The sequence below is a fragment of the Dyella jiangningensis genome, from assembly GCF_003264855.1.
Classification (GTDB): Bacteria; Pseudomonadota; Gammaproteobacteria; order Xanthomonadales; family Rhodanobacteraceae; genus Dyella; species Dyella jiangningensis_C.
The window spans coordinates 71,991-87,691 of sequence record NZ_NFZS01000003.1 but is presented as its reverse complement, the minus strand read 5'-3'; the positions used below and the strand labels follow the sequence as shown (position 1 = coordinate 87,691).

The window sequence follows — 15,701 nt, the reverse complement described above, 5'->3', positions numbered from 1 at the left end:
CGGAGTATTCGCACACGCTCCCGGCGAGTGAAGCGATCGTTTCTCACGTCCGCATGAATTTCCTTCATCCAGGTCCGAATCGATGCGCTACGTACTGCCGCCCATGCATACCTTGAGGACGTTCGAGGCGGTGAGCAGGCTGCGAGGGTTTGCGCTGGCGGCGGACGAGCTGCATCTCACCGCCAGCGCCGTAAGCCACCAGATACGCGCCCTCGAATCGTTCTACGGGCTGAAATTGCTGCAGCGGAACCGCCTCGATGTCTCGCTCACGCCGGCCGGTGAGCAAGTGCTCGGCGTGGTGCAGGAGCTACTGCTGAAGTTGTCGTCCGTCGGTGAGTCGTTGCGCCACAAGGACACGCGACGCCTTTCGGTTACGGCGCCGCCATCGTTCGTCAGTCGATGGCTGATGTCGCGTCTGGGCGCTTTCCTGAGCCAGCATTCCGATATCGACTTTCGTCTTCACGCCACCACCCAGGTTCTCGATCTGGGCGCCGAGCAGGCCGACTTCGCCATCCGCTATGGCCAGGGAAGTTGGCCCGGCATGCGGAGCGAACGGTTCGTGGACGAGCTGGTGTTCCCGGTCGCGTCACCGCGGTACGTCTCGCGTTCCCGGCAACGCGGCAAGGTCGGCCTGGCAGGACACACGCTGCTGCGCGACGACTTCTTCGGTTGGGAGCAATGGTGCGAGCAAACGGGCCAGTCTTTGGACGGGACGCGGTCCGGTGCGACGTTCAGCGATTCGGCGCTTTTGCTGCAGGCGGCGGAACAGGGTCAGGGTGTTGCGCTGGGACGCAGCGTGCTGGTGGCGGATGCTTTGGCTTCCGGCACCCTGGTGCGCATAGGAACGAAAAAGGCAGCCTCGTCCGGCGCGTACTATTTGGTCGCACGGTCCGGCCGGACGGACTCTCCTCCCGCCGCTGCATTCCGCCAATGGCTGATGGCCTTGGCGGACCAGTAATCAGCCGTCCCGACGCAAGTTATCCGCGCTGGCTGCGTGGAAGTGGCGCTTGAAAGGCACTTCGCCGGCCGAAGGTTCCTCCAGTTCGCGCGCATAGCGATGGCCGGCGTAGACCGCGTGGGCGATCAAGCCGGGTGCTTCGGCATCGCCGATGCAGCGCAGCGAACGAATGCCGGCAAGGCTCCACTCGGCCTCGCGGAGCAATAGCGCCTGGTACAGCGCGTCATCAGGGAGGCGGGAGGTGACCATGACGATGGCGTCGCAGGCTCGCTCGGACATCGTGCCGTCCCACGCGTTTTCCAGCGTCAGGGTCGCGCCGTCGAAGGCGACGATGCCATGCGACACGTGGACCTCGATGCCCTGTTTGGCCATCCGCTTGCGGATGTGGCGATAGTCCAGCGTGTTCACGCTCCAGGGCGCCACGCTGTCCTCGGGCGTCACATAGGTGACCTTGCATCCGTGTTGATGCAGCAGGTCGGCAGCGATGCTCGCGTAGTAGAAGCCGTCGTCATCGAAGACCGCCACGCGACCGGAAGGAAGGCGGCCGTCCATCAGGTCATCGAGTGTGAAGACGCGAGGATGGTCGGCAAGGCCGGCGATGCCAAGCCCGTTGCTTCGCCCGAATCCATCGCGACGCCAATGGCAACCTGTCGCAAGCACGACATGCTCCGCACCGAAGTCCAGCACATCCTGTGCGGACAACGCCGAGTCGAGATAGACCGACACGTTCGGCAACTTGCCGATCTGGCCCACGCGCCAGTCGCGCACGCGGGCCCATTCGGCGAGGCCGGGCAGGCGCGCCTCGCGGGTGACGCGACCGCCAAGCTCGCGACGCGCTTCGGCGACACTCACTTCGTAGCCGCGTTGTCCCAGCGCGCGGGCCGCTTCCAGCCCCGCGGGGCCTCCGCCCACGACCAGTACGCGGCTTGCCTGGCGCTTCGGCGACAGACGTTCCGGGTGCCAGCCCTTGCGCCACTCTTCGCCCATGGTCGGGTTCTGCGTGCAGCGGATCGGCGAGATGGTCATGTCGCCGGACACGCAGATATTGCAGCCGATGCATTCGCGGATATCGTCGACGCGGCCTTCCTCGATCTTGCGTGGAAGGAACGGATCGGCGATGGAAGGACGCGCGGCGCCGATCAGGTCGATCACGCCACGGCGGATCTGCGACACCATGGTGTCGGGCGAGGTGAAACGGCCCACGCCCACCACCGGCTTGGTGGTGACTTTCTTGACGAAGGAAACGAAGGGTTCCTGCGCGCCTTCGGCGGCGAACCGCGAAGGCACCGAATCGTTGTACCAGGCCGCGACATTCACATCCCACAAGTCGGGCAGTTCGGCGATCAGTCCCACGATGTCCTGCGCTTCGGACAGCTCGACGCCTTCGGGGCCAAGCAGCTCCTCGGTGGCGAAGCGCAGGGCCACCGCGCAGCGGTCACCGACGGCATCGCGGGTGTCCTGCAGCACTTCGCGAAGCAGGCGCACGCGGTTTTCCAGCGAGCCGCCGTACTCGTCGCCGCGATGATTGCGTCGACGCTGCAGGAAGTGCATGGGCAGCGACAAGTCGTGCGCGGCATAGACGTAGATGATGTCCATGCCGGCACGCTTGGCGCGCAAGGCGGCCTCGCGGTGCCAGCGCCGGTACTCGCGGATGTCCTTGAGCGTCATCGCACGCGCCTGCGACGGGTAGCCGTACTTGGACGGCTGATGCGACGGACCGATCAGTACTTCGCGCGAATACAGGTTCGACGCCGTTGGGCCGTTGTGCGAAAGCTCCACCGCCGCCAGCGCGCCATGCGCATGCACCTTGTCGCACATCAGCGCGAGCGCGGGAATGTCCCGGTCGTCCCACAGGCGTGCTTCCACGTAGGGCGTGAGATCGCTGGTGGGGTGGATCTCGCATTCTTCGGTGGACACCACGGCCCAGCCGCCTTCGGCCTTCATCTCGCGCATCGCGGCGTGGGCGAGCGGCATCGCGTGGCCCATGCCGTTGCAGTGGGGCACCTGGAAGAAGCGGTTCTTGGTGGTGACGGGCCCGATCTGTACCGGAGTGAACAGGATGTCGTAGCGTGGATCGCGCATGGTCGTCACACCTTGAGCGGAGCTGCCGCGGGGCGTCGCAGGCGCATCAGGGCATACAGCGGCAGGCCCACCGCGATCAGCCCCAGAGCAAGAAGGAACGGCTCGTGTCCGCTGCCGATGAAGGCGAAGACCACGTAGCAGACGCCGATGCATCCGAAGAATGCTGCCTCGCGGCCAGCCTCCGGCGCGTCGCCGCGTCGCCACAGCACCAGCAGTGCCAGCGAGCAGCACAGATAGAGCGGCAGGTTGGCCGCGGTCACCACGCGCGTGATGAAGGTGAAGGCTGCGACCAGCGACTTGCTGTAGCTCATCCACACCATCGCCGATGCCAGTGCGCCGGTGACCAGCAAGGCGACTGCGGGTGCACCCCGGCGATTCTCGCGACCGAGCACGGCTGGCAACACGCCGTTGTTGGCCATGGTCCTCGTGATTTCGCCCATCAGCAGCGTCCAGCCGTTGAGGCAGCCCAGTCCGCTCACCACCACGAACAGCGCCAGCCAGCGACCGACGCCGGCGCCGAGGTGGCGTTCCATCAGCAGCGCGAACGGCGCGTTCGCATTGGCCAGTTCCGACTGCGGAATGAGCAGCATCGGCACGGTCGAGACGATGATGTAGACCACCGCAGCCAGCAGTGTTCCCGTCATGGTCGCGCGCGGGATCGTGCGGCCGGGATTGATCACGCGTGAGGCGGGAATGCTGGCCGATTCGAGGCCGAGCATGGCGAACAAGGCGATAGTGGACGCCGCGGTCACGTTGCCCAGCGTCAGCGGCGTAGTCGGCGGGTGAGCCGCATAGGCGGCCGGCGTGGTCAACAGGATCCACGCGCCCAACAGCGCGATACCGGCCATGGGAATCAGCTTGAGCGCGCTGGTCACGACCTGCACGCGTCCACCCATGCGCACGCCCAACAGGTTGACGGCGATGAACGACCACAGCAGCACGAGCGCGAACAGCGCCGGCTGGATGCGCCCCAGTTCGGGCACGATCACCGTGAGGTAACCCACGGCGCCGGTGGCGAGCGCCGCGTTGGTCAGCCATATCGAAACCCAGTAGGCCCAGAGCGCCATGTAGGCCGGCAGGTCGCCCAGCGTGTTGCGGACATAACCGTAGGGACCATCGGCATTGGGCAGTGCGTGCGAGAGATGGGCAAACACGCGCGCCAGCGCCAGGCAGCCACCGAGCGTGACCAGCCATCCGATCATCGCGTTGAAGCCATAGGGCGCCAGCGACGCGGGCAGGATGAAGATGCCCAGTCCGATCACGTTGCCCACGACCAGGGCGGTACAGGTCCAGAAACCGATCTTGTTGCCATCGCTCATGCTTGGGCCGTCCCGTGTCAGTCGAGGGAAATCGTTTCGCCGGCTTTCATGACGCCCCGCACCTGGCGCAGGCAGTCCACGTCCTTCAGCGGATCGCATGCCACGGCAACCATGTCGGCCGCCTTGGCTGGCACGATCGACCCGAGTTCCTTCTCCTTGCCAAGCAGGCGCGCCGCATCGATGGTGGCGGCGCGGATGGCCTGCAGCGGCGTCATGCCGTAGCGCACCATGTAGGCGAACTGCCGTGCATTGTCGCCGTGCGGATAGACGCCGGCATCGGTGCCGAACGCGATGTGCACGCCCGCCTTCACCGCCTTGCGGAAGCCTTCGCGCTGCGCCTCGGTGGTCTCGACGTTCTTGCGGATTTTCTCCGCGGACCAGCCTTCGCTGCGACCGACGCTGTCGATGTAGTCGCCATCGTAGATGTCCGCCACCAGCCACGTGCCGTGTTGCTTCATGAGTGCGATGCCTTCGTCGTCGATCAGCGAGCCATGTTCGATCGAGCGTACGCCCGCGCGCACCGCGCGTTTGATGCCCTCGGCGCCGTGCGCGTGCGCCGCGACGAACTTGCCACGCTTGGCGGCCTCGGTCACGGCAGCGTGGATTTCCTCCTCGGTGTATTCGGACTGGCCTGGCTCGGTGCCATCGGTGAGCACGGCGCCGGTGGCGATCACCTTGATCAGGTCGGCGCCGTGATCAAGGATGAAATCCACATGTTTGCGCACGTCGTCAGGGCCCTTGGACACGCCGCGGCGAAATTCGTCCGGCACCACGGTTCCCGCGGGAAGGCCGGTGATTTCGCCGCCGCCGCCGGGGATGGTGATGTAGGCGCCGGCAACGAACATGCGCGGACCCGGCACGTAGCCGGCCTGGATCGCATCGCGCAAGGCGATGTCCGCGAAGCCGCGGTAGACACCCACGTCGCGCACGGTGGTGAAGCCGGCGCGCAACGTGTTGCGGGCATTCTTGGCGCCGATGAAGGCGTCGCGCGCCGGCGTGCTCTTCAGTGCGGCGCCTGGATCGGCGCTCTCGGGTTCGTCGGCGATATGCGTGTGCATGTCCATCAGGCCGGGCACCACCGTGTAGGCGGTCCAGTCGATCACCTTCGAGCCGGCGGTGTATGAGTCCGGCCACGGTTTCACGCTGGCCACCTGCCCGTGCTCGACGGTGACGGCCTGGTCGGCGAGCATCGCGCCGCTGTCGACATCCAGCAGGTGGCCCGCATGCACAACGATGCGTTGCGCCTGCGCGGCGGCCGTGGGAAGCGACGCCGTCGCGGCGATGGCACAGAACAGGCTGCAGAGCATGAGCCTCATGCGGATGCTCCCGCGTCGCCGGCATAGGCGGTGCGCAACAGATTGTGGAAATGCCAGACGCCGCTTTCGCGCCGGGGACAGAGACGACCGGGTTCGTAGTGACCGGAGGCGAGTCCCTTCTGCACCGCCACGCAGATCTCGATGTCCTCGTGCTGCACTTCGTCGCTGAAGGACTGGTCGGCGAGGATGCGCGCCTGCGCGGCTTCGTCCTGCGCGTAGTAGTAGTCGAACTCCACGCGGCATCGACCGGGGCCGAGCGGGAGGATGCGATTCGTCTGCATGCGACCGGGCATGATGTTGAGCATCACGTTCGGATAGACGAAGTAATAGAAGGCCTCGCCATCGCCATAGATGTCCGAACTGTTGCGCAGCGGCGACGATTGCAGCGAGTACCACGGAAAGAGCTGCGTGTCGTACGAGCGATAGTCGAGCACCTTGGACAGCCCCGGATGCACGTGGGGCAGGTGATAGCCTTCCAGGAAGTTGTCGATGTAGACCTTCCAGTTGCAGTCGATGTCGTAGCTGTCGCGGCGAAGGTAACGCATGGCGGAGAGGTCGATGGGCGCGATGCGCTCCACGATGCCGCCGTAGACCTCCTCGAACGGCGGCACGTTCCTGTCCAGAGCCACGAACACGAGGCCTTGCCACTCGTGCACGCGCAGTGGCGGCAGGCGGATGTCCTCGACGCGGAAATCGGCGGCGCTCTGCATTTCGGGCGCGCTGCGCAGTTGTCCTTCCAGCGTGTACGTCCAGCCGTGGTACTTGCAGTGCAGCGAGCGGATGCCCTTGCCGTTGCATAGCGCGAGCGGGCCCGCACGGTGGCGGCACACGTTCGGAAATGCACGCAGCACATGATCCTGCCCTCGTACCAGCAGCACCGGCACGCCACCGACCTGTTCGACGACATGATCGCCGGGTTCGGCGAGTTGCCCCTGGTGCGCGACGAGTTGCCAGCTTCGCGCGAATACCGCACGCCGTTCCATCGCCAGCATGTCTTCGCCGAAGTAGTAGCGCGGAGATAGCGCTCGCGCCCGTTCGAGCTCCAGGATCGTCGTATCGGCTTGCATGCGTGGCTCCGGTTCCGGGATAGTCTGGCGCGACGAAGGGTTGCCTGACGGAGTGCCATGCCCCGCTTTCGCTTCTCGCTTGCGTCGTGCCTGCCGTGCAGTATTGCCTTGGCCACCGAGCCGCGCGCAAGGGGGCGGTATCGGTCCTCCGTCGGCGGGTGCGTCCGGCGACGTGGCGATGACCATGGCTCCGTTGGCGTCGATGTGCAAGCTTCCAGAAAGCTTGCGCGTCTCCGGCTGGGCGGAATCCCGCGACGCATGCGCGGCGTGCACGCGATGACGTCGACGTTTGCGCTACGACGCAACTATCCGTGCCTCGCTTTGGTTAGTCTTCCCGCAGGCGTTGGTCGGGGGCATGCCCTGGCCATGGAGCGACCATGAACACTGCGATGCCTTCAACCGACGGTGCCGGCACGCTGGAACAGGCATTGGCTCATGCCGAACGCCTGCTCGAGCGCGACCCGTCGCTCGCCGCCGAACAGGCAACGGAGATACTCAAGGTCGTTCCAGCTCATCCGGCGGCATTGCGGATACTCGCGGTGTCGCGAGCCATGCAGGGTGAGGCGGATGCGGCGCTGGACATCCTCATCCCGCTCGCGCGTACGCAGCCCTCCTGGGCGCAGGTGCATTTCGACCTTGGCGCCGTGCTCGGCCTGCGCGGGCGCGGGCACGAAGCGATGGCTGCGTTGCGCAAGGCGGTCGCCTTGAAGCCCGGGCTGCCGCAGGCGTGGCGACTGCTGGGCGACCATCTGCTGGCAGCGGGCGAGCATGACGCGGCAGACGACGCGTATGCGCAGCATGTCCGCCATTCCACCCGCGATCCGCGCCTGCTCGCGGCCGCCACGGCGCTGGCGGAAAACCACGTGCCGCAGGCCGAGGCGCTGCTGCGCGAACACTTGCGCGAAGCACCCACGGACGTCGCCGCGATCCGCATGTTCGCCGAAGTGGCCTTGCGGCTTGGACGCAACGAGGATGCCCTGAACCTGCTGGCGCGTTGCCTGGAGCTGGCGCCCGGTTTCCATGCCGCACGACAGAACTACGCGCTGGCGTTGCATCGCAGCAACCAGCCGGAGCAGGCGTTGGTCGAGATCGAGCGTCTGCTCGCGGTCGCGCCGGAGCATCCGGGTTACCGGAATCTCAAGGCGGTGGTGCTATGCCGCATCGGCGATGTCGAACCCGCCATCGCGCTTTACAAGGATTTGCTCGATACCTACCCGGGCAATCCCAAGGTGTGGATGAGCTATGGCCACGCACTCAAAACGGCGGGCCAGCAGGAGCAGGCCATTGCCGCCTATCGGCGCAGCCTGGCGATCGAACCGTCGTTTGGCGAAGTGTGGTGGAGCCTGGCCAATCTGAAGACCTTCCGCTTCAGTGCCGACGAGCTGACGACCATGCGCGAGCAGCTCGCACGTGGCGATCTCGCCGAGGACGATCGCCTGCATCTGGAGTTCGCCGTGGGCAAGGCGCTGGAAGACGCGGGCAACTATGCGTCCTCGTTCGCCCATTACGCCCAGGGCAATGCGATCCGCCGCGGCCAGCTTCGTTACAGCGCCGACGAAACGTCAGCGCGTGTGCGCCATATCCGCGAGCGCTACACGCGCGAATTCTTTGCCTCGCGCGATGGCTCGGGTTGCCAGGCCGGCGACCCGATCTTCATCGTGGGCTTGCCGCGCGCGGGTTCCACCCTCATCGAGCAGATCCTTTCCAGCCACAGCCAGGTGGAAGGAACAATGGAGCTGCCGGAGGTCACCTCCATCACGCGCCTGCTGCGGGAGCAGGGCGATGCCGACAGCGCCATGCCGTACCACGACGTGCTCGCCACGCTCGACGGCGATGCGCTGCGCGAGCTGGGCGAGCGCTATCTCGCGCATACGCGCATCCATCGCAAGACATCGGCACCACTGTTCATCGACAAGATGCCGAACAATTTCATGCACATCGGCCTCATCCAGCTGATGCTGCCGAACGCGAAGATCATCGACGCGCGCCGCCATCCGCTGGCGTGCTGCTTTTCCGGTTTCAAGCAGCATTTTGCGCGCGGACAGAGCTTCAGCTACAGCCTCGACGATCTCGGGCGTTACTACCGCGATTACGTGGCCTTGATGGCGCATTTCGACGCCGTACTGCCGGGGCGCATCCATCGCGTGATCTACGAGCGCATGGTGGAAGACACCGAAGGCGAAGTGCGCCGGCTGCTCGACTATTGCGGACTGCCATTCGAATCGTCGTGCCTGCGCTTCTTCGAGAACGCGCGGCCGGTGCGCACGGCAAGTTCCGAACAGGTGCGCCGGCCGATCTACCGGGAGGGGGTGGATCACTGGCAGCACTACGCGCCGTGGCTGGCGCCATTGGAAAACGCTTTGGGGACGGTACTCGGGAGTTATCCCGACGTGCCTATCGGGGAGGCGGGCTAGCGAAAGACGCCTTGTTGGGTCGTCACACCGGGGAGGGGTAGTCGATGCAGAAGGGCAGGCCAACATGGCCAACACGTAGGGAGCGATTGAAGCTCGTCAGGGTGCCATTGGCCGCGGGGATTTGCCTGGCCATGGCGCAGCCATTGTTTGCGCAGGATACCGATCAGGGGCAAGCCACCAGCCCGCCATCCACCAAGAAGGCCACGACGCTGAGTGCGGTCACCGTCACCGCGCAAAAGCGTGAGGAAAACCTGCAGAAGGTGCCGGTCAGCATCAACGTGCTGGGCCAGGACAGGCTGGAAGAACTCCACGTCAAGAATTTCGACGACTACGTGAAGTATCTGCCCAGCGTGTCCTACCAGACGTTCGGGCCGGGCTTCGCGTCGATCTTCATGCGTGGCGTCGCCAGCGGCGCCAACGTCAACCACTCCGGTTCGCAGCCCAGCGTGGGCGTGTATCTGGACGAAGAGCCGGTCACCACGATCCAGGGCCCGCTCGATATCCACATGTACGATATCGCCCGCGTCGAAGCGCTGGCCGGTCCGCAAGGCACGCTGTATGGCGCCAGCGCGGAGTCGGGCGCGTTGCGCATCATCACCAACAAGCCCGATCCCGGCGGCTTCGCCGCCAACTACAGCCTGGGCGTCAACTCGGTCGATCATGGCGGCGTCGGCTACACGGCCGAGGGCATGATCAACATTCCCATGTCCAGCAACGCGGCCATTCGACTGGTCGGCTGGCATGAACATGATGCCGGCTACATCGACAACGTGGTGGGCTCGCGAACCTATCCGACGTCAGGCATCACGGTCAGCAACGCGAAGGGGTGCCCTTCCACGCCGAACCTCGTCTGCACCGGCGCGGCCAAGAACAACTACAACGACGTCGATACCAGTGGTGCGCGTGCGGCGCTGAAGGTCAACCTCAACGACGACTGGTCGATCAGCCCCACGCTGATGGGGCAGCAGACCATCGCGCATGGCACGCCGTTCTCCGATCCGCAGGTGGGCTCGCTGTCGCTCACGCACTTCTATCCGGAGTACACCAACGACCGCTGGATCCAGGCGGCGCTGACGGTGCAGGGCAAGATCGGCAACTTCGACCTGACCTATGCGTACAGCCACCTCAAGCGCAACCAGGAAGAAGACAGCGACTACAGCGATTACTCGTTCTGGTACGACACGCTGGCGGGCTATGGCGCGTACATCTATGACAACAGCGGCCACCTGATCAATCCGTCGCAGTACATCCAGGGCAAGGATCGCTACACGATGAACAGCCACGAGCTGCGCATCGCCTCGCCGAAGGAGGATCGCCTGCGCGTGGTCGGCGGCCTGTTCTGGGAGAAGCAGCTGCACGACATCGAACAGCGCTACATGATCAACGGTCTGGCCGACCAGCTGTCGGTGACCGGCTGGCCCAATACGCTGTGGCTGACCGAGCAGCGGCGCATCGACATGGATAAGGCGGTGTTCGGCGAGCTGTCGTACGACTTCATCCCCGAGACACTCACCGGCACGATCGGCGGACGCTATTTCCGCAGCGACAACAGCCTCGGTGGCTTCTACGGCTTCAGCAAGGGCTTTTCGCCCAGCTCCAGCTACGGCGAGGCCGGCTGTATCAACGCGGAGCCGTACTACGGTGCGCCTTGCATGGACTTCGCCAAGGACACCAAGGAATCGGGTTCGCTGGGCAAGGCCAACCTGACCTGGCAAATCACGCCCACGAAGATGATCTACGGTACCTGGTCGGAAGGTTATCGTCCGGGCGGCATCAATCGGCGCGGCAGCCTGCCGCCATACAAGTCGGACTACCTCACCAACTACGAGTTGGGCTGGAAAACGACCTGGTTCGGCAACCGCCTGTCGTTCAACGGCGCGGTGTTCCACGAGAAATGGAAGGACTTCCAGTTCAGCATCCTCGGTGCGAACGGCCTCACCGAGATCAAGAATGCCGGCCAGGCGCAGATCGATGGCCTGGAGAGTGATCTCAATTGGGCGGCCACCTACAACCTGCAGATCGGTGCCGGCTTTGCCTGGTATCACTCGAAGCTGACGGAAAACTATTGCGGCTTCACCGATACCAGCGGCACGCCGATCACCAACTGCCCTGCAGGCACGGTGAATCCGCTCACCGGCGATGTCGTCAGCGGACCGCAGGCGCCCAAGGGCACGCAGCTGCCGCTGACACCACGCTTCAAGGGCAACCTCAGCGCGCGTTATTCGTGGGACATCAGCGACATGGAAGCCTTCGTGCAGGGTGCGTTGGTTTACGTCGGTGACCGCAAGTCCGATCTGCGACTGGTGGAGCGGAGCCTGCTGGGCGACATGCCCTCGTACACGACCGTGGACTTCTCGGCGGGCGTCAAGCGACATGGCCTCGCGCTGGATTTCTACGTCAACAACGTGTTCGACAAGCGCGGCCAGCTTTATCGCTTTGCCGAATGCGCCGAGCAGGTGTGTGCCGCGCACAACGTGGTGCCGGCGTATCCGAACGGACAGGTGTACACGGTGATGACGCCGCCGCGGACCGTTGGCATTCGTTTCACGCAGGACTTCTAGCATCCGTTGTCGATCCATCGTCACGCCGGCACGACCGGCGTGGCGATGCCTTATCCGAGGCGCCTGCCTCTTCGAGCCCCGGCCAGGACCGGGGCTTTTTTATGCCTTTCGCGCCAGTGCAACGGCTTCGCAAAAGGCGTAATTTGCATGGGCTGTTTCATCGGTCGCGGGGAGGTTCCCGTACCGCGGCGAGTTCGAGACGAACGAGGGCGCATGCGTCGCGTATCTTGCGTGATCCGGGCGTGCCGGCTGCTTGGGCTGGCCTGGGCTCTTTCCCTGGCCGTTGCGTGTACGCCGGCGATGCGCCCGTCGGCCCCGGCGGCCGGTGCAGCAAAGATCACGTCCGCCAGTGCGCTCGCCAGCGCCAGGCGCCACGCGCAGGATGCCGAGCATGAGCCGCGCGCGGAGCGGGCGGCCCGCAGCTGGCTGGCATGCGCGGTATCCGCCGGGCAGGCGGCGGCATCCGAAGACGCTGGCGCATGGGCCGCCGCGGAGGCGTTGGCCAACCGCTGCACCGGCAAGCTGCTGGATTTCCTGCTGGCTTATGAGCCCCCGCGATGGACGCCCGGGGTGTTCGACATTGCCGGGACATCGCTGCAGGTCGTCTTCTCCGGCATGCCTACCAGCCTGGAGGGTGCGTTCGCGCTGGAACGTGCAGGCTCGATCACCATCCCGTCGGTGATGGGGCAGCGTTATGCGACCGAAGGGTTCGGCATCGCGCTGGTGGCCATGCAGCCACGCTGCACCGATCGTCCCATCTGCACGTTGTTTCCGCCCGAAGGCGTGGCCCGTTCGGTGACGGCCTGGATCGACAGCGATGCCGATGGCAGTCCACGGCTTGTCCTGACTGATCCGCTGGCGCACCCGCAGGTGATGTTGGGTGCGCGTAGCGTGCCGCTTTCGAACGACATCACCGCGTCCTACGCGGCACTGTTCGAGAAATCCCGTCTCAATCGGCTGGCGATATGGAACTTGGTCGGCGGCAAGCAGATCGGACACCGGCAGGGGCTTTACCTGCTGGAAGACTACGATCCGGAAAAGACGCCGATCATCATGCTGCACGGCCTGGGCGGAAGTCCGCTGGTGTGGGCGAGGCTCACCAACCGCGTGTTCGGCTCGCCCGAACTGCGTGCGCGCTACCAGGTATGGCACGTGGTGTACCAGACCAATTCGCCGGTGCTGCTCAACCGATTGCGCGTGCAGCATTTCCTCGATCGGGGATGGAGCGTGCTCGACCCGCAGGGAACATCGCTCGCTCGCCGGGACGTGGTGCTGATCGGTCACAGCATGGGCGGCGTGGTTTCGCGCCTGCTCGCGTCCGACAGCCGCGAGGTGGTGTGGAAGGCCGCCTTCGACGAGCCGCCCAGCGCGCTGGTGGCGGCTCCCGACGACATCGCGCTGGTCGACAGCATCTTCCATTTCAAGCCGTATCCGGGCGTGTCGCGCGCGATCTTCCTGGCGTCGCCGCACATGGGCAGTCCGCTGGCTGATCACTTCTGGGGACGGCTGGCGCGACGGCTCGTCGACGCGCATTCGAGCGAGCTCGATGCACTGGTTCGCGTCGTCGACGCCAATCGTGCGCACGTTTCGCCGATCCTGCTCGACAGCTACCGGACCGATGGCCTCAGCAGCGTCAATACGCTGGGGTTGAGGCAGCCGGTGAGCCTGGCGTCCCACGCCTTGATGCCCGTGCCCGGCGTCCGCTACGACACCATTGCCGGCTCGCTGCCCGGCGAGGACCCGCCGGGGGACGGCGTGGTCCCCCTCAGCAGCGCGGTCCTCGCGGGCGCGGCTTCCACCACCATCATTCCCGCGGGGCACCGCCTGTATCGCAACGATGAAGCGTTGACGCGGGTGCTGGAGATCCTTCGCGAGCCGCAGGCTCCCGTCTCGACGCGATGAGCGCTCGGAGATCGATGGCGCCTGACGCCACCGATCCCGTGGCCCTCACGCCGGTTGCGCGCGAAAGGCGATCGCAAACCGGTTCCAGCCGTTGATCGCCACGATCAGCAAGGTGAGATCGGTCAACTCTTCCGGCGAGAAGTGCGGCTGCACGGCTTCCCACGCATTGTCCGGCACGTGGTCGTTCACGATCAGGGTGAGCGCCTCGGTCCAGGCCAGTGCAGCCCGCTCGCGATCCGTGAAGAAGGGCGTTTCGCGCCATGCGCCGAGCGTGGCCAGGCGGCGTTCGTTCTCGCCGGCCTTGCGCGCGTCGGCCGAATGCATGTCCATGCAGTAGGCGCAGCCGTTGATCTGCGAGGCGCGCAGGCGCACCAGTTCGATCAGCGATTTTTCCAGGGTGCTTTTGCTGACGCGGTGTTCCAGGCCCATCATCGCCTTGATGGCTTCGGGGCTGGATTTGTAGAAGTCGAGTCGCTGGCTCATGACGTGATCTCCGAGGGAATGTCTGGAAGGCGGGATCAGGCTAGACTCCCTATTGGCCTGCTTAAATGTCCATTTTCGATAGATTTGAGGTAGCCACTGGATGGACATCCAACTGACCATTACCGGCCGCCGCGATCTTTCCGGACAGGTGTACCAGCAACTGCGCGCAGCCATCGTGGAGGGCCGGTTGCCTGCCGGGTCGCGATTGCCGTCAACGCGGGACCTGGCCCGGCAACTGGGCGTATCGCGCAAGACAACGCTGGAGGTCTACGAACGCCTGGTGGCCGAGGGCTTTCTCGAGGGCCGGACGGGCGATGGCACCTTCGTCGCGGAAGGCCTGGCCGCCGCGCCATCGCCCAAGCCCGCGCGCGGCACGAGCGCGTTGCGTCCCGCGCGGATCTGGCGGCGTGTGCCCGAGACCTTGTCGATGCCCAGGCCGGCCGAACGGTTGCCATATGACTACCTCGGCGGCGTAACCGACAAAACCCTGTTCCAGCCTGCGCCCTGGCGCCGGTGCGTCGCGCACGCGCTGCGCGTGCAGGCGCGCGGCCGGGGCATCTACCGCGACCCGGCGGGCGAGCAGGAGCTTCGCCTGGCGATTGCGCGCTACGTCGGCTTCAGCCGCGGCGTGGCCTGCCAATGGCAGGAGGTGATCGCCACGCAGGGTACGCAGCAGGCGATCGATCTGGCGGCGCGGGTGATGGTCAATGCCGGCGATACGGTCGCAGTCGAGGAGCCGGGCTATCCGCCGGTGCGTTCGAGCCTGCTGGCCCTTGGCGCGCGCGTGGTACCCGTGCCGGTGGATGCGGAAGGCCTGCGCGTGGACCTGTTGCCCGAACAGGCGCGGCTGGTCTATGTCACTCCGTCACACCAGTTTCCGCTGGGCATGCCGATGAGCCTCGAGCGACGGCTGGCGCTGCTGGCCTGGGCACGCCGCCGTGGCGCGCCGGTCGTGGAGGACGATTACGACGGCGAATTCCGTTTCGAGGGCCGGCCGGTGGAATCGCTCAAGAGCCTGGATCGGGCCGGCGTCGTGGCCTACGTCGGCACGTTTTCCAAGACGCTGTTTCCCGAGCTGCGCGCGGGCTACGTGGTGCCGCCGGCGTCGCTGGCGGCGGATTTCCTCAAGGCCAAGCAGATCAACGACTGGCATGGCTGCAGTCTCACGCAGGCTGCGTTGGGGCGTTACATGCTGGATGGCGAATTCGGCCGCCACCTGCGGCGCGTGCAGAAGCACTACGCGCAGCGTCGCGAGGCCCTGCTCGAGCATCTGCGCGGGCCCTTGTCGCCCTGGCTGGAACCGATCGCGCCGGTGGCAGGTATCCACATGGCCGCGTTCCTGCGTGCGGGACTCACCGAAGCGAGCGTCATCGCGCGGGCGCGTCGCGCTTCCATCGGCCTCTACGGAATTGCAGCGTTCTACGCGGGGCGCCGGGCAAGGCAAGGGCTGCTGTTCGGTTATGGCGACATGACGGTGGACGCCATCGACGCATCCCTATCCGCGCTGCGTTCGTTGCTTGCGAAATAAGGCGGACGGGCGGTGTTTTCTTTCCCTTCGGCGTCCTCCGAATGGCCTAGCCGAGGGCCCTGCGGAATTCA

Annotated in this window: 10 protein-coding genes; 5 read left to right on the top strand and 5 right to left on the bottom strand. The window is 65.5% G+C overall.

Annotation, left to right across the window (positions count from 1 at the left end; translation table 11 throughout):
- Positions 1-82: 82 nt before the first annotated feature.
- A complete protein-coding gene (locus tag CA260_RS12175; RefSeq protein ID WP_111983357.1) occupies positions 83-958 on the top strand; it encodes a LysR substrate-binding domain-containing protein in 876 nt (291 codons plus the stop codon).
- On the opposite strand, the gene CA260_RS12170 is transcribed toward CA260_RS12175, so the two are convergent.
- From CA260_RS12170 to CA260_RS12155, 4 genes are read right to left on the bottom strand one after another with little or no spacing between them, the layout of a single operon-like run.
- Positions 959-3,040, bottom strand: coding sequence for an FAD-dependent oxidoreductase (locus tag CA260_RS12170; RefSeq protein WP_111983438.1), 2,082 nt, complete (start codon positions 3,038-3,040; stop codon positions 959-961).
- 5 nt (positions 3,041-3,045) lie between these two features.
- Positions 3,046-4,359, bottom strand: coding sequence for an amino acid permease (locus CA260_RS12165; protein ID WP_111983356.1), 1,314 nt, complete (start codon positions 4,357-4,359; stop codon positions 3,046-3,048).
- Positions 4,360-4,376: 17 nt separating this feature from the next.
- The gene (locus tag CA260_RS12160) at positions 4,377-5,675 is read right to left on the bottom strand and encodes a metal-dependent hydrolase family protein (protein WP_202864091.1); all 1,299 of its coding nucleotides are present in this window, start codon (positions 5,673-5,675) and stop codon (positions 4,377-4,379) included.
- A complete protein-coding gene (locus CA260_RS12155; protein WP_111983354.1) occupies positions 5,672-6,742 on the bottom strand; it encodes an aromatic ring-hydroxylating oxygenase subunit alpha in 1,071 nt (356 codons plus the stop codon). The genes CA260_RS12160 and CA260_RS12155 overlap by 4 nt, the downstream gene beginning before the upstream one ends.
- A 377-nt stretch (positions 6,743-7,119) precedes the next feature.
- On the opposite strand from CA260_RS12155, the gene CA260_RS12150 reads away from it, so the two are divergent.
- From CA260_RS12150 to CA260_RS12140, 3 genes are all read left to right on the top strand, one after another.
- Positions 7,120-9,156, top strand: coding sequence for a tetratricopeptide repeat-containing sulfotransferase family protein (locus tag CA260_RS12150; protein WP_172461827.1), 2,037 nt, complete (start codon positions 7,120-7,122; stop codon positions 9,154-9,156).
- Positions 9,157-9,287: 131 nt separating this feature from the next.
- The gene (locus tag CA260_RS12145) at positions 9,288-11,717 is read left to right on the top strand and encodes a TonB-dependent receptor (protein WP_111983353.1); all 2,430 of its coding nucleotides are present in this window, start codon (positions 9,288-9,290) and stop codon (positions 11,715-11,717) included.
- A gap of 213 nt (positions 11,718-11,930) precedes the next feature.
- The gene (locus CA260_RS12140) at positions 11,931-13,619 is read left to right on the top strand and encodes an esterase/lipase family protein (RefSeq protein WP_146745335.1); all 1,689 of its coding nucleotides are present in this window, start codon (positions 11,931-11,933) and stop codon (positions 13,617-13,619) included.
- Between the two features lie 45 nt (positions 13,620-13,664).
- On the opposite strand, the gene CA260_RS12135 is transcribed toward CA260_RS12140, so the two are convergent.
- The gene (locus tag CA260_RS12135) at positions 13,665-14,102 is read right to left on the bottom strand and encodes a carboxymuconolactone decarboxylase family protein (RefSeq protein WP_111983351.1); all 438 of its coding nucleotides are present in this window, start codon (positions 14,100-14,102) and stop codon (positions 13,665-13,667) included.
- Positions 14,103-14,202: 100 nt separating this feature from the next.
- Between CA260_RS12135 and CA260_RS12130 the strand changes: the two genes are divergently transcribed.
- Positions 14,203-15,630, top strand: a complete 1,428-nt coding sequence (locus CA260_RS12130) for a PLP-dependent aminotransferase family protein (RefSeq protein WP_111983350.1) — start codon at positions 14,203-14,205, stop codon at positions 15,628-15,630.
- The last annotated feature ends 71 nt before the right edge of the window (positions 15,631-15,701 follow it).